This is a genomic window from Kitasatospora misakiensis (assembly GCF_042656005.1).
GTDB classification, from domain to species: Bacteria; Actinomycetota; Actinomycetes; order Streptomycetales; family Streptomycetaceae; genus Kitasatospora; species Kitasatospora misakiensis.
On the sequence record NZ_JBHSOF010000007.1, the window covers coordinates 1 to 14,315 of the forward strand.

Here is a 14,315-nt window from a genome sequence, read left to right on the forward strand (position 1 = left end):
TCGCGAACGACCTCGCCGTCTTCGAGAAGATCGCCACCGAGGGCCTCGCCCAGCTGGGCTGAAGCGACCACGGCGCGGGCGGGCCCCGGTCCGCCCGCGTGCCGTGATCCCTTAGGGGACGGGCGGGGCGGCGTCATACCGCAGCAGCAGACGGGGTCGTCATCGCAGCTCATGTTCACCGGGGCCCGCGCGCACTACGTTGAGGCCCGTGTCCACTGTCATCAAGACGGACGGCCTCACCAAGAGGTTCCCCCGGGTGACCGCCCTCGATCAGCTGACCGTTGAGGTCGAGCCCGGGGTGGTCGGCCTGGTGGGAGCGAACGGCGCCGGCAAGTCCACACTCATCAAGATCCTGCTAGGGCTGTCCCCGGCGACCTCCGGGACCGGGCGGGTGCTCGGGCTGGACATCGCCACCCAGGGGTCGGAGATCCGCGAGCAGGTCGGCTACATGCCGGAGCACGACTGCCTGCCGCCGGACGTCTCGGCCACCGAGTTCGTCGTCCACATGGCGCGGATGGCCGGGCTGCCGGCCGCCGCCGCCCGCGAGCGGACGGCGGACACGCTGCGGCACGTCGGCCTGTACGAGGAGCGGTACCGCCCGATGGGCGGGTACTCGACCGGCATGAAGCAGCGGGTGAAGCTGGCGCAGGCGCTGGTGCACGACCCGAAGCTGGTGCTGCTGGACGAGCCCACCAACGGTCTCGACCCGGTCGGCCGGGACGACATGCTGGCGCTGATCCGCCGCGTGTACAGCGACTTCGGCATCTCGGTGCTGGTCACCACCCACCTGCTGGGCGAGCTGGAGCGCACCTGCGACCACCTGGTCGTCATCGACGGCGGCAAGCTGCTGCGCTCCTCGTCCACCGCCTCCTTCACCGGTGCGACCGCCACCCTGGCGGTCGAGGTGACGGACCACCCGGAGGACCACGCCCTGGACGCGAGCGCCGCGGTGCGCACCCGGCTGGCGGCGGCGGGCCTCGCGGTGGAGACGGAGGGGCCGCGGATCCTGCTGGTCCGGCTGGCGGGCGACGACACCTACGACACGATCCGGGACGCGGTCGCCGACCTCGGGCTCGGGCTGGTCCGGCTGGAGCAGCGGCGGCACCGGGTCGCCGAGCTGTTCACGGAGAACGCGGTCAGCGCGGGAAGCGCCGGCGGGACCGGCGAGACCGGCGGGACCGGAGACATCGAACACTCGGAGATCGGGGGAGGTACCGCAGATGTCGCTGCCTCCTGAGTCCCGGACGGCCGACACCGGTGTCATCCATGACATCGGCTACCGCGGCTACACCGGCCCGCGGCTGGGCCGGGGCTACGCCACGCACTCGCTGTTCACCCAGAGCCTGCGCGCCGCGTACGGCCTCGGGCGCTCCGGCAAGTCGAAGGTGCTGCCGATGATCGTGCTGGGCACGGCCACCGTGCCGGCCCTGATCATCGTCTCGGTCGCCGTGATGACCGGCGCCGACCGGCTGCCGGTCGACTACGCGCAGTACCTGAGCGCGATCGGGCTGGTGGTCTCGATCTTCCTCGCCTCGCAGGCGCCGGTGCTGTTCTCCCGGGACCTGCGCCACCACACCGTCCCGCTGTACTTCTCCCGCCCGATCACCCGCACCGACTACGTCCGGGCCAAGTTCGGGGCGATGGCCTGCGCCCAACTGCTGCTGATGCTCGCGCCGCTGCTGGTGCTCTACGGCGGCTCGCTGCTCGTCGGGCTGAAGTTCGGCGAACAGACCGAGCACTTCCTCTACGGCCTGGTGGCCGCGGTGCTGTACGCGCTGGTGCCGACCTCGGCCGCGGTGGTGATCGCCGCGACCACGCCGCGGCGCGGCTTCGGGGTGGCCGCGATCATGGGCTACCTCGCGGTCAGCACCGCGGTGGTCGGCGTCGTGGTCGGGATGGCCACGAGCAGCACCGGCTTCGACGAGAAGCTCCCGGACTCCGCCCAGTGGGCCGCGCTGCTGTCGCCGGGCGGGCTGGTGGAGAGCCTGACCAACGAGCTGTTCGACCTCGGCTCCGGCGCGCAGCGGATGCACGCGCCGGGCGGGTTCGGCCTGCTGGTGTTCACCGCCGTCGCCGTCGCGATGGTGGCCGGCTCGTACCGGCTGCTGCTGCAGCGCTATCGGAACGTTTGAGAGGGCGTCATGGCCACCATCACCATCGACAAGGTCTCCCGCTGGTTCGGGAACGTGGTCGCCGTCAACGACGTCAGCATGGCGATCGGCCCCGGCATCACGGGCCTGCTCGGGCCGAACGGGGCCGGCAAGTCGACCCTCATCCACATGATGAGCGGCTTCCTGGCGCCGTCCACCGGGTCGGTCACCCTGGACGGCGCGCCGATCTGGCGCAACCAGGAGGTGTACCGGCAGATCGGCCTGGTCCCCGAGCGGGAATCGATGTACGACTACCTGACCGGCTGGGAGTTCGTCCTCGCCAACGCCGAGCTGCACGGCCTGCCCGACCCGGGCGCCGCCGCCCGCAAGGCACTCGACCTGGTCGAGATGGACTACGCCAAGGACCGGCGCACCGGCACCTACTCCAAGGGCATGAAGCAGCGGGTCAAGATGGCCTCGGCGCTGGTCCACGACCCGGCCGTGCTGCTGCTCGACGAGCCGTTCAACGGCATGGACCCGCGGCAGCGGCTCCAGCTGATGGACCTGCTGCGGCGGTTCGGCTCGGACGGCCGGACGGTGCTGTTCTCCTCGCACATCCTGGAGGAGGTCGAGCAGCTGGCCCGGCACATCGAGGTGGTGGTCGCCGGCCGGCACGCCGCCTCCGGCGACTTCCGGAAGATCCGCCGGCTGATGACCGACCGCCCGCACCGCTACCTGGTCCGCTCCAGCGACGACCGGCAGCTCGCGGCGGCGCTGATCGCCGACCCCTCGACGGCCGGCATCGAGCTGGACTGGCAGGAGAAGGCCCTGCGCGTCCAGGCGGTGAACTTCCAGGCGTTCACCACGCTGCTGCCGAAGGTCGCCCAGCGGGCCGGCATCCGGCTGTACACCGTGGCCCCGGCGGACGAGTCGCTGGAGAGCGTGTTCTCCTACCTCGTCTCCGCGTAACCCGGCACCGGCCCCGCGCGGGCCGCCGGCTGCCGGCCGCCGGCCGCCGTGATCACCCACCACCAGGACCAGGACCTCAGGAAGGCCGACCCACCATGAACCCGACCGTCGCCAGGCTGACGCTGCGCGGCCTGCTCGGCCGCCGCCGCGGCTTGCTGCTGCTGGTGGTCCCCGTCCTGCTGCTGCTCGTCTCGGCGCTCGCCGCCGGGTCCGACGGGAACAAGCACGACCTGGTCGTGAACATCCTCGGCAAGCTCGCGCTGGGCACCCTGCTGCCGATCCTCGGCCTGGTCGTCGGCACCGGGGCCATCGCCACCGAGATCGACGACGGCTCGATCGTCTACCTGCTGGCCAAGCCGCTGCCGCGCTGGAAGATCATCACCACCAAGCTGACCGTGGCGATCGGCATCACCTGGGCCTTCTCGGCGGTGCCGGTGCTGGTCTCCGGGCTGCTGCTGTACGGCTCGAAGGAGGGCCTGGCGCTCGCCTACACGGTGGCCGCGCTGGTCGCCGGCGCCGCCTACAGCGCGCTGTTCCTGCTGCTGGGCGTGGTGACCCGGCACGCGGTGGTGGCCGGGCTGGCGTACGCGCTGGTGTGGGAGGCGGTGATCGGCAACTTCGTCGAGGGCGCCCGCAAGCTGAGCATCCAGCAGTGGGGTCTGGCGGTGGCCGAGTCGGTGGCCGCGGACGGCTCGATCACCTCGGTGGTCTCGCTCGGCGCGGCCGTTCCGCTGCTGCTGCTGGTCGCCGTGGCGGCGACGGTGCTCGCCTCGGTGAAGCTGGCCGGGCTGACCCTGGCCTCGGAGGAGTAGGACCTCGCGGAGGCCGGGCGGCGCGCGCCCGGCCTCCGCGAGCGTCAGAGCGTGCGGTTGCGCCCGGCGCCCCAGCCCGCGACGCCGACCACCGCGACCAGCGCCAGCAGCAGCGCCAGCGGCGTGGTCCAGCCGCCGGTCGCCTGGTGCAGGGCCCCGGCCCCGACCGGGCCGGCCGCCGCGACCAGATAGCCGACCGCCTGCGACATCCCGCCCAGCTGGGCGGCGCCGGCGGCGCTGTCGGTCCGCAGCACGATGAAGGCCAGCCCGAGGCCGAGTGAACCGCCCTGCGCGACGCCGAGGATGGTGGCCGCCACCCAGGCGCCGGGCACCGGGGCGATCAGCAGGACGGCGATGCCGACCCCGTTGAGCACGGCCATCGAGACGGCGAGCGCCCGCTGGCTGGTCATCCGGCCGGCGAACAGCGGCACCAGGAAGGCGCCGGCCACCTGGACCAGGTTGGAGAAGGCGAAGACCAGGCCGGCCTCGCCGCGGTCCATCCCCTGGTCGGCCAGGATGGTCGGCATCCACGCGACCAGCGTGTAGACCAGCAGCGACGAGATGCCCATGAACAGGCTGATCTGCCAGGCCAGCGGCGAGCGCCAGATCCCCTCGATCGGCCGGGCGGCCGGCGCGGCCGGACCGGCGGCGGCACCCGCGACGGCCTTCCCCCCAGCGGCCCGCGCCCGCAGCACCTGCGGCAGCCAGGCCACCGCCGCGACCAGCGCGAGCAGCGACCAGGCACCGAGCGAGGCCTCCCAGCCGCCGCCGAGCGCGTGCTCCAACGGCACCGACAGACCGGCCGCCAGGGTCGCGCCGACCAGCATGGTGGTCGAGTAGACGCCGGTCATCGCGGCGGCCCGGTCCGGGAACTCGCGCTTGACCAGGCCGGGCATCGAGACGTTCAGCACCGCGATCGCGACACCGATCACCATGCAGCCGGCGTACAGGGCCGCCACCGAGGGCAGCACCCGCAGCAGCACGCCCGCGCCGAGCACCAGCACCGCGCCCAGCACCACCCGCTCGGTGCCGAAGCGCCGGGTCAGCCGGGGGGTGAGCGGGGCGCCGACGCCCTGGAAGAGCACCGGCACGGTGGTGATCAGTCCGCTCGCGGTGGCGGAGAGCCCGAAGGTGCGCTGGATCTCGCCGACCATCGGCGAGATCGCCGCCAGGCAGGCCCGCATGTTCAGGGCGACCAGCACGATGCCGGTCAGCAGCAGCGCGGGGTGGGCCAGCCGGGAGCGGACGGGGCGCGGGACGGAGGTGGTGACAACCGGCTGCTGGGCACGGGTGGCGGCCATGGGTGGTGCTCGTCTTTCGTGGGATGCGGAGTGCGTCCGAGGGCGTGGACGAAGGCGTGGACGGAGACGTGGAAGGGGGCGCGGACGGAGACGCGGACGGATGCGCGGGCGGTGCGGAACGGGGGCCTCGGCCCGCTCACTTCCGGGCGGCGATGGCGGCGAGGAGCTGCTCGACGGCCGCGGTCGGCTCGGCGAGCAGCGCGCGACAGGCCCGCTCGGCCCGGTCCGGGTCCCCGCTCTCGATCGCGTCGACGAGCGCCGCGTGGGTCGCCACGACCACCTCGGGCATCTCGTGGTCGCCGAACGCCGTCCGCATCGACTCGCGCACCGAGGCGCCGAAGTAGCGGTACACCTCGGTCAGCGCCGGGTTGTGCGCGGCCTCGACGACGGCGGTGTGGAACTCCAGGTCGTGCTCGACGGTGGCCTCACGGCCGGCCCGCTCGGGGTGGGCCGCCATCACCGCGGCCTCGCGGGCCAGCGCGGCCCGCATCCGGTCGATGTCCTCGGGGGTGTGCCGCAGCGCCGCCAGCCGGGCGGCCTCGGCCTCCAGCGCGGCCCGGACCTCCAGGACGTCCCGCACCCCGGAGCGCTGCACACCGCGCAGCACGGCGGCCGGGTCGCTGGTGGAGCGGACGAAGGTGCCCTCGCCCTGCCGGGAGACCAGCATCCCCGCGTGCACCAGCACCCGGATCGCCTCGCGGACGGTGTTCCGCCCGATCCCGAGGCGTTCGGCGAGCTCGTGCTCGGTGGGGATCCGCGAGCCGACCGGCCAGGCGCCGGAGCTCAGCTGCTCCCGCAGCTGGTCGATCGCGGTGTCCACCAGGGAGCGCCGTCCGGCGGTCTGCAGCGTGTCGTTGCCGCTGTGCGGGCTGCTCATGGCGGGCTCCTCCCGGTGCGAGGTCTGGGCGCGAGGTCTCGGTGTTCGGAGCCTCTGTCATCGGTCATCCTACAACTGATTGCCCGGTCATCCTACAACCGGGGGTGAACGGCTCGGGAACCGTCCGCGGCGGCCTGGCGTTCCTTCGGACGACCGGCGATCCGGAAGGCCGGAGCCCGGTCCACACCCGCCTGATACGAGGAGAGCGTCCGCATGGTGTTCAAGAAGCTGCTCGGTGCCCTGGGCGTCGGCGGTCCCGGCGTCGACACCGTCCTGAGCACGCCGGTCGTGCAGCCCGGCGGGACGATGGCCGGCACGGTCGAGCTGACCGGGGGGACGGTGGAGGCGGACATCCGGGGGATCACGCTGACCCTGGTCGCCCGGGTGGAGATCGAGCACGAGGACGGCGAGAGCACCAGCCTCTACCCGTTCGCGCGCTTCTCGGTCACCGCGCCGCTGAAGCTGGCGCCGGGCGAGAAGAGCTCGATCCCGTTCTCCGTCCAGGTGCCCTGGGAGACCCCGGTCACCGCCATCGCCGGGCAGCGCCTGCACGGCATGCAGCTCGGCGTGCGCACCGAGGTCGACATCGCCGGCGCGCTCGACAAGGGCGACTCCGACCCGCTGGAGGTCGAGCCGCTGCCGGTGCAGCACCGGATCCTGGAGACCCTGCTCCAGCTGGGCTTCCGGTTCCGCTCGGCGGACCTGGAGGCCGGGCACATCCGCGGCACCGGGCAGACGCTGCCGTTCTACCAGGAGATCGAGTTCTCCTCGGCGCCGCAGTACGCGCACGCCTGCAACTCGCTGGAGGTCAGCTTCGTGACCACCCCGGACCGGGTCGAGGTGGTCCTGGAGGCGGACCGCCGCGGCGGGCTGTTCGGTGGCGGCGGGGACGTCATCCGCACCCATGTGGTCGGCCACGGCCAGGCCGGCGAGGACCTCACCGCGCTGGTCGACGGCTGGATCCGCGCCGCGCTCTGAGGCCTGTTTGGGGCCGGGAGCCGGGTGACGGCCCGGCCCCGGCTCCCCCGGTCTGTCAGCCGTAGGAGACGTTGCTGCAGATGTCGTCGTCGGCGGACCTGGCCTCGTTGACCACCTCGGTGGGCAGCTGGGTCGGGGCGCCGGACGGCCCGGTGGCGGCCGGCGAGGGGGTGCCGCTCGCGGCGCCCCCGGCCGCGTAGTCGCGGCCGAGCAGCAGGCTGATGCCGGCCCCCTGCCCCGGGGCCACCGCGGCGCCCGGGAACAGCGTGGCGACCTTCTCCGCGGCGGCCCGCTGCCCGGCGCCGTACTCGACGGTGGTGGTCGCCCGCGCGGTGCCGCGCGAGGTGGCCGTCCCGGCGACGGTGACCCGGGCCGCCCTCAGCGTCTCGGCGGCCCGGGCGGCCAGACCGGCTGCGCTGGTGCCGTTGTAGACGGTGACCCGGATCGGCGCGCCGTCGGTGGCGATCGGCGAGGGCTCGGCGGCCGTGGTCGGGGTCGGCGTCGGTTCGGCCGACGGCGCGGGCGCGTCCGCCTGGTGGCCGGTGGCGTCCTGGCCGTCGATGGTCCGGTCGGCCTGCAGGGTCCGCCACAGGGTGTCGACCGCCGGGTGCACCAGATCGATCCGCGCGCCGCTGTAACGCCAGGGCGTGGTCAGGAACTTGACCTCGTGCAGGTCGATGCCCTTGAGCGTCAGCGCGAAGTCCATCAGCTTGGCGGCCGAGTCGAGGCCGGGGTCGACGGTCATCGAACGGGTCGCGGCGTCGGCCAGCGGCAGCAGGGTGCCGGGGCTCAGGCCCTTGCTCTTGATCTTCGCCAGCAGTGAGGCGAGGAAGGCCTGCTGACGTTTCATCCGGCCGACGTCGGAGTCGTCGCCGATGCCGTGCCGCAGCCGGACGTAGTCGAGCGCCTGCTGGCCGGCGACCCGCTGGCGGCCCTTGGCGAGCACCACCTTGCCCTTCCGGCCCAGATTGGGGTTGATGTGCCCCTCGTGGATGTCGTTCGGCAGGCAGACGTCGACCCCGCCGACCGCGCCGGTCATCGCGGCGAAGCCCTCGAAGTTGACCTCGATGGTGTGGTCCACCCGGATCCCGGTCAGCCGCTCCACCGTGTTCTGCGTGCAGGCCGGGTTGCCGGTCTCGGAATTGCCCACCGAGAAGGCCGAGTTGAACATCTGTCCGGACTGCTCCCTGGTCCACTTGCCGTTCGGCAGCTTGCACCGGGGGACGGTCACCAGGGCGTCGCGCGGGATCGAGATGCCCACCGCGTGCCGGTGGTCGGCGTACACGTGCAGCAGGATCGTGGTGTCGGAGCGGGCGCCGGCCTCGTCGCCGCCGCCGAGGTCGCTGTTGTTCCCGGCGCGTGAGTCGGAGCCGATCAGCAGCAGGTTGACGGGCCGGTGGCCGTGCGCGTCGGCGGTCGGTTCGGGCGGGCGGTCCGGGGCGACGGCGTCCGCGTCGAAGGACCGGAGATTGCCGTTCAGCTTGTAGTACACCGCGCCGCCGGCACCGGCCAGGACCACCAGCACCCCGGCCACCGACCAGGCGATCAGCCGCCGGGCGCCGCGCCGACCGTCCCGCGCGGGGCTCCGGTCGGCGTCCCGGCGTCCGCCTCGGCCGGCCGCCCGTCCGCCCTCGGCCGCCCCGGTGCGGCCCGGGGCACCGCGGCTCTGGGCGGCCCGCCGGGCCTCGATCCGGCCGCCGGGGCGCGGTGCCGGGAGCCGGCCGGTGCCGTCCTCGGGCCGCTCGGTGCGGAGACCGTCGTCGGTGCGGGGAGCGTCGTCGGTCCGGACGCCGCCGTCGGCGCGCCGCCGCCCGGCCCGATCCGGCGGGCTCCCGTCCCACTGGACTGACATGGCGCGCACCTCTCAGCGACGGAAGCGGGCAACCCTGGGAGCATACAAACTCTTCCGGTGCCGCCCGGCCGTCGAACCCGGCCGCACCCCCGCCCACCCGCGCGTTCACCGCACCGGCCCGTCGGACCATCACTCCAACGGCTGAACCGGCGGGCCGCGCGGGGGAGTTCACCCCCGGCGGGCCCGGACGGCGCGTGGGCACGCCGAAGGGCACGCCGAAGGGCGCACCGGCGGCGCGGGGCGGCCGGCGGTGGGGCTCAGAGTGCGGGGTAGAGGCGCTCCAGGACGGCCGCGACGCCGTCCTCGTCGTTGCTCAGGGTGACCTCGTCGGCCACCGCGAGCAGCTCCCGGTGCGCGTTGGCCATCGCGACGCCGTACCGGGCCCAGCCGAACATCGGCACGTCGTTGGGCATGTCGCCGAAGGCGATGGTGTCGGCGGCCGTCACGCCGAGCCGGCGGGCGGCGACCGCGAGTCCGGTGGCCTTGGAGAGCCCGAGCGGCAGCAGCTCGACCACCCCGGGGCCGGCCATCACCACGCCGACCAGGTCGCCGGCCACCCGGCGGGCGGCCTCGGCGAGCTCGTCGTCGGTGCGCCCGCGCTGCTGGATGTACAGCTTGCTGATCGGGGCGGCGAGCAGTTCGTCCGCGGTGGCCCGGACGACCGGCAGGTCGGAGCCGATCAGCTGCTCGTAGCCGGGGCCGGCCAGGACGTCGCCCTCCAGGCCGTCCTGGTTGGCGGCGACCGCCAGCGGGCCGGTCTCGGCCTCGATCTTCGCGATCGCGAGCGCGGCCACCCGGCGGTCCAGGGTGAGCGAGGTGAGGAGCTTGTGCGCGCCGGCGTCGTAGACCTGGGCGCCCTGGCCGCAGACCGCTATGCCCCGGTAGCCGATCTCGTCGAAGACCGGGCGGGCCCAGGCGGCCGAGCGGCCGGTGACGATGATGTGCAGCGCCCCGGCCGCGGTGGCGGTGGCCAGCGCGGCGCGGGTGCGCGCGGAGACGTTCTCGGTGCTGTTCAGCAGCGTGCCGTCGAGGTCGGTGGCGACCAGCTTGAAGGGCAGGCCGCCACCGTCCGCGGGGGAGACGGGGCTGGGGCTGGTGGTGCTCATGGCCGTGCGTCTCCCGGGAGTTGCTTCATCACTGCGGTCCGCGTCACTGCGGTCCGCGTCACTGCGGTCCGCGTCGCGGTGGGTCCGGCCGGCCGCGGTGCGGCCGGACCGGGCGGTGCTACTTGACCGGCTCCAGGACGGCCCGGCCGCCCAGGTACGGGCGGAGCGCCTCCGGGACGACGACCGAGCCGTCGGCCTGCTGGTGGTTCTCCAGGATCGCCACGATGGTGCGCGGGACGGCGACCAGGGTGCCGTTCAGCGTGGCCAGCGGGCGGACCTTGCCCTCCTCGCGCATCCGGATGGCGAGGCGGCGCGACTGGTACTCGGTGGTGTTCGAGGTCGAGGTGACCTCGCGGTACTTGCCCTGGGTGGGGACCCAGGCCTCGATGTCGAACTTGCGCGCGGCCGAGGAGCCGAGGTCGCCGGAGGCGACGTCGATGACCCGGTAGGGCAGTTCGAGCGCGTTGAGGAAGTCCTTCTCCCACTGGAGCAGGCGGCGGTGCTCGTTCTCGGCGTCCTCGGGGGTGGTGAAGACGAACATCTCCACCTTCTCGAACTGGTGGACGCGGATGATGCCGCGGGTGTCCTTGCCGTAGGTGCCGGCCTCGCGGCGGAAGCAGGACGAGTAGCCGGCGTAGCGCAGCGGCAGCTTGTCGGCGTCGATGATCTCGTCCATGTGGTACGCCGCGAGCGGGACCTCGCTGGTGCCGACGAGGTAGCGCTCGTCGTCCTCCAGGAAGTACACGTTCTCCGCGGCCTGGCCGAGGAAGCCGGTGCCGTCCATGGCCGCCGGGCGGACCAGGGCCGGGGTGATCATCGGGATGAAGCCGGCGGCGGTGGCCTGGGCGATCGCCATGTTGACCAGGGCGAGCTCCAGCAGCGCGCCGACACCGGTCAGGTAGTACGACCGGGCACCGGCGACCTTGGCGCCGCGCTCGGTGTCGATCGCGCCGAGCAGCCGGCCCAGCTCGACGTGGTCGCGGGGCTCGAAGCCCTCGGCGGCGAAGTCGCGCGGGGTGCCGATCTCCTCCAGCGTGACGAAGTCCTCCTCGCCGCCGACCGGGGCGGCCGGGTCGATGAGGTTCGCCAGCGAGCGGAGCAGGCGCTCGGCCTCGTCCTTGGCCTCGCCCTGCTCGGCGTCGGCGGCCTTGACCTCGGCGGCCAGCTCCTTGGTGCGCTGGAGCAGGGCGGTCTTCTCCTCGCCCTGGGCCTTGGAGACGAGCTTGCCGAGCGACTTCTGCTCGTTGCGCAGTTCGTCGAAGCGCGTGCCCGAGGACCGGCGGCGTTCGTCGGCGGAGAGGAGGGCGTCGACCAGGTCGACGTCCTCGCCACGGACGCGCTGCGAGGCGCGCACTCGGTCAGGGTCCTCACGGAGCAGGCGAAGGTCAATCACGCGCCCAAGCCTACCGGGCGGGCGCCCGTCCACCGGTACGGGATTTCCCCTGGGGATAACTCGCCCCAACCTGTGGATAACCGTGGTGGGAAGCGCTCCGGAGGCCGGTTATCCACAGGCTCCCCGGTCGGGCTGTGGATCGCGGGACGGCACCGGTGGACAGTGGAACCGACCATGGAATTCAGGTTTCAAACCTCATTTGACCTTCCCGGGTGAGCGAATTGAAGCACTCGCACGGGTGATTTGCCGACACCCGGGTGACTCTGGTCCGATTAGTCATCTCTGCGACGCAAACCGATGATCCGACCGATACGTGCAGTGGCTATACCGGTTTGTCGACTCATCCCCAGGCCTGTGGATAACTCGGGCCTGTGGACAGCGGGAGTCCCTGTGGACAAGCCCGGGGGCGGGGCGACCGCCCTGTGGACGGCCGCCCGGCACGGCAGAAAACGGTTCGAAAAGGACGCGTGGCCGGGGAATGTCCCCCGGATGGACGCGGATGTCCCCTGGACTCAGATGTCCCCGCGCCCGTCGAGGCAACGGGAGAGCCAGTCCGCGGCCGCGCCGAAATCCGCGTCCGAGGTGCCCGGCCGCCGGTGCTTGGACGCCTGCTCGTCGGCGCGCGGATAGGAGCCGAGGAACCGCACCTGCGGGCTGATCCGCTTGAGGCCCATCATCGCCTCGCCCACCCGGCGGTCGCTGAGGTGCCCCTCGCAGTCGATGAGGAAGCAGTAGTTGCCGAGCCCCTCCCCGGTCGGCCGCGACTCGATCCGCATCAGGTTGACCCCGCGCACCGCGAACTCCTGGAGCAGCTCCAGCAGCGCGCCCGGGTGGTCGTCCGGCAGCCACACCACCATCGAGGTCTTGTCCGCCCCGGTGGGCGAGGAGACCCGCCCCGGTCGGCCGACCAGCACGAACCGGGTGGTCGCGGTCTGCGCGTCCACGATGTCCTTGACCAGCGGGTCCAGCCCGTAGATCGGCGCCGCGAACTCGCCCGCGAACGCCCCGTCGTACCGGCCCTCGGCGACCAGCCGGGCGCCGTCGGCGTTCGAGGCGGCGGACTCCCAGTGCGCGTCCGGCAGGTTGGCGGCGATCCAGCGGCGGACCTGCGCCTGGGCCACCGGGTGGCTGGTGACCGTCTTGACGTCCGGCAGTTCGGTGCCCGGCCGCACCAGCAGCGCGAAGGTGATCGGCAGCAGCACCTCGCGGTAGATCATCAGCGGTGCGCCGGCCGCGAGCTCGTCGTTGGTGGCCGTGACGGCGCCCTCGACCGAGTTCTCGATCGGCACGAACGCGCCCGAGGCCTCGCCCGCCCGGACGGCGTCCAGCACCAGCTGCACCGAGGACATCGGCACCAGCTCCCGGGTCGCCGCCTCCGGCAGGGTGCGCAGGGCCGCCTCGGTAAAGGTGCCCGCCGGCCCGAGGTACGTGTAGCGGGTGGCCGACATGACGCCTCCAGGGGGAACGGGACCGACGAGGGGATCGGCGGACTGCCGAAAGGACACCATAGTCACTCCTTCCCCCCGCCACGATCGCCGTCCGCTCCGTGGGAGCGGGACGGACGACCGGTGGACAGAGGGGGACGGGGGACGGACGGGACCGGTCAGTCGAACAGGGTCTGCCCGACGTACCCGCCCTGCGGCGCGCCCGGCGGGACGGCGTACAGCCCGCTCGCCTCGTGCCGCAGGAACCGGGAGAGCCCGTCGCCCCGGGACAGCTTGCGCTGCACCGGGGTGAACCCCGTGCGCGGATCGGCCTGGAAGGCCAGGAAGAGCAGCCCGGCGTCCGGCGAGCCGTCGCCCAGCAGGCCGTCGTGGTACGAGAACCCGCGCCGCAGCATGGCCGCCCCGCCGTTGGCGGCCGGCGCCGCGACCCGGATGTGCGCGTCCGCCGGGACGGCCAGCGAACCGTCCGCCAGCCGGGCGTTGAGGTCCACCGGCGCCCGCTCGCCCGCGTCGGCCGGCGTGCCGAGCGGCGCGCCGTCCGCCTTGCGCCGCCCGATCACCCGCTCCTGGCGGTCCACCGGCAGCGCCTCCCAGCTGTCCAGCAGCATCCGGATCCGCCGGAACACCAGGAACGAGCCGCCCGCCAGCCAGGCCGGCTGCCCGCCCCCGGCGGCGACGAACACCTTGGCCGCGAAGCCCTCCTCGTCCGGCCGGGGGTTGTTGGTGCCGTCGACCTGGCCCATCAGGTTGCGCCCGGTCATCGGCGTGGCGGTGGCGCCGGGCGTCCGGCCGAAGCCGGACATCTGCCAGCGCAGCGCCGCGGTGCCGGCCGCCTGGCGCTGCAGCACCCGCAGGGCGTGCACGGCGACCAGGGCGTCGTCGGCGCCGATCTGCACGAACAGGTCGCCGTCGCCGCGGGCCGGGTCCAGCGCGTCGGCCGGGAAGGCGGGCAGCGGCTCAAGTCCGGCCGGGCGCTGCTCGGTCAGCCCGGTCTTCTCGAACAGGCCCGCGCCGAAGCCGAAGGTGACGGCGAGCGAGCAGGGGCCGGCGTCCAGCGCGATCTGGTTCTCGAACTCGTCGGCCGGCTCGCCCACCGCCAGCCGGGCGACCGTGCGCGACCAGCGCTGCAGCAGGGCGCGCACGCCGTCCCGGCCGACCCCGCCGGCCAGGTCGAAGGCGGCCAGCTGGACGCGGGCCTGCTGCGGGTCGAGGATCCCGGCCTGGTGCTCGCCGTGGAACGCCACCCGGGCGGGCCCGAGGCCGGGGGCCGTGCCGGCCTGGTGATCGGCGCCGGCCGGAGCCCGCCGGTCGCGCCGCTCCACGGCCAGGGCCGTGGCGGCCCCGGCGCCGGCGCCGATCACCAGGCCGGCCCCGGCGGTGCCGAGCAGGGCCCGCCGGGTGAAGCCGGGGGTGCCGGCGGGGGTGCTGTCCGTCGAGGGGGCGCCGGGTTCGACGGCGCTGTCGGTGCTGGTCTCCATGAGGATGGTCCGCC

At 73.6% G+C, this 14,315-nt stretch carries 12 protein-coding genes; 5 read left to right on the top strand and 7 right to left on the bottom strand.

The genetic code is table 11. From position 1 onward, the window contains the following. Positions 1 to 208: 208 nt before the first annotated feature. From ACFP3U_RS07955 to ACFP3U_RS07970, 4 genes are all read left to right on the top strand, one after another. A complete protein-coding gene (locus ACFP3U_RS07955) occupies positions 209 to 1,237 on the top strand; it encodes an ABC transporter ATP-binding protein (protein ID WP_380224554.1) in 1,029 nt (342 codons plus the stop codon). Continuing rightward, entirely contained in the window at positions 1,221 to 2,132 is a 912-nt protein-coding gene (locus tag ACFP3U_RS07960) for an ABC transporter permease subunit (protein ID WP_380224555.1), read from the top strand. Before ACFP3U_RS07955 ends, ACFP3U_RS07960 begins: the two co-directional genes overlap by 17 nt. Positions 2,133 to 2,141: 9 nt before the next feature. Beyond that, entirely contained in the window at positions 2,142 to 3,059 is a 918-nt protein-coding gene (locus ACFP3U_RS07965) for an ABC transporter ATP-binding protein (protein ID WP_380224556.1), read from the top strand. 95 nt (positions 3,060 to 3,154) lie between these two features. Beyond that, positions 3,155 to 3,871: an ABC transporter permease gene (locus tag ACFP3U_RS07970; RefSeq protein WP_380224557.1), complete on the top strand. Its 717-nt coding sequence runs from the start codon at positions 3,155 to 3,157 to the stop codon at positions 3,869 to 3,871. Positions 3,872 to 3,915: 44 nt separating this feature from the next. On the opposite strand, the gene ACFP3U_RS07975 is transcribed toward ACFP3U_RS07970, so the two are convergent. Next, positions 3,916 to 5,172, bottom strand: a complete 1,257-nt coding sequence (locus ACFP3U_RS07975; protein WP_380224558.1) for a CynX/NimT family MFS transporter — start codon at positions 5,170 to 5,172, stop codon at positions 3,916 to 3,918. 136 nt (positions 5,173 to 5,308) lie between these two features. Then, positions 5,309 to 6,049: a FadR/GntR family transcriptional regulator gene (locus tag ACFP3U_RS07980; protein ID WP_380224559.1), complete on the bottom strand. Its 741-nt coding sequence runs from the start codon at positions 6,047 to 6,049 to the stop codon at positions 5,309 to 5,311. 213 nt (positions 6,050 to 6,262) lie between these two features. On the opposite strand from ACFP3U_RS07980, the gene ACFP3U_RS07985 reads away from it, so the two are divergent. Beyond that, entirely contained in the window at positions 6,263 to 7,027 is a 765-nt protein-coding gene (locus ACFP3U_RS07985; protein ID WP_380224560.1) for a sporulation protein, read from the top strand. 55 nt (positions 7,028 to 7,082) lie between these two features. Here ACFP3U_RS07985 and ACFP3U_RS07990 read toward each other — a convergent pair whose 3' ends face one another. The 5 genes from ACFP3U_RS07990 to efeB all read right to left on the bottom strand — a co-directional run bounded on the left by ACFP3U_RS07990 (position 7,083) and on the right by efeB (position 14,301). Continuing rightward, complete coding sequence (locus ACFP3U_RS07990) at positions 7,083 to 8,879, bottom strand: LCP family protein (RefSeq protein WP_380224561.1); 1,797 nt, start codon at positions 8,877 to 8,879, stop codon at positions 7,083 to 7,085. Positions 8,880 to 9,136: 257 nt separating this feature from the next. Next, positions 9,137 to 9,985: an HAD family hydrolase gene (locus tag ACFP3U_RS07995; protein ID WP_380224562.1), complete on the bottom strand. Its 849-nt coding sequence runs from the start codon at positions 9,983 to 9,985 to the stop codon at positions 9,137 to 9,139. Between the two features lie 118 nt (positions 9,986 to 10,103). After that, complete coding sequence (serS, locus tag ACFP3U_RS08000; protein ID WP_380224564.1) at positions 10,104 to 11,378, bottom strand: serine--tRNA ligase; 1,275 nt, start codon at positions 11,376 to 11,378, stop codon at positions 10,104 to 10,106. A gap of 512 nt (positions 11,379 to 11,890) precedes the next feature. Then, complete coding sequence (pheA, locus tag ACFP3U_RS08005; RefSeq protein ID WP_380224565.1) at positions 11,891 to 12,826, bottom strand: prephenate dehydratase; 936 nt, start codon at positions 12,824 to 12,826, stop codon at positions 11,891 to 11,893. A 155-nt stretch (positions 12,827 to 12,981) separates the two neighbouring features. Next, on the bottom strand, positions 12,982 to 14,301 hold the full coding sequence (gene efeB, locus ACFP3U_RS08010) for an iron uptake transporter deferrochelatase/peroxidase subunit (RefSeq protein WP_380224566.1): 1,320 nt from the start codon (positions 14,299 to 14,301) through the stop codon (positions 12,982 to 12,984). Positions 14,302 to 14,315: the final 14 nt, after the last annotated feature.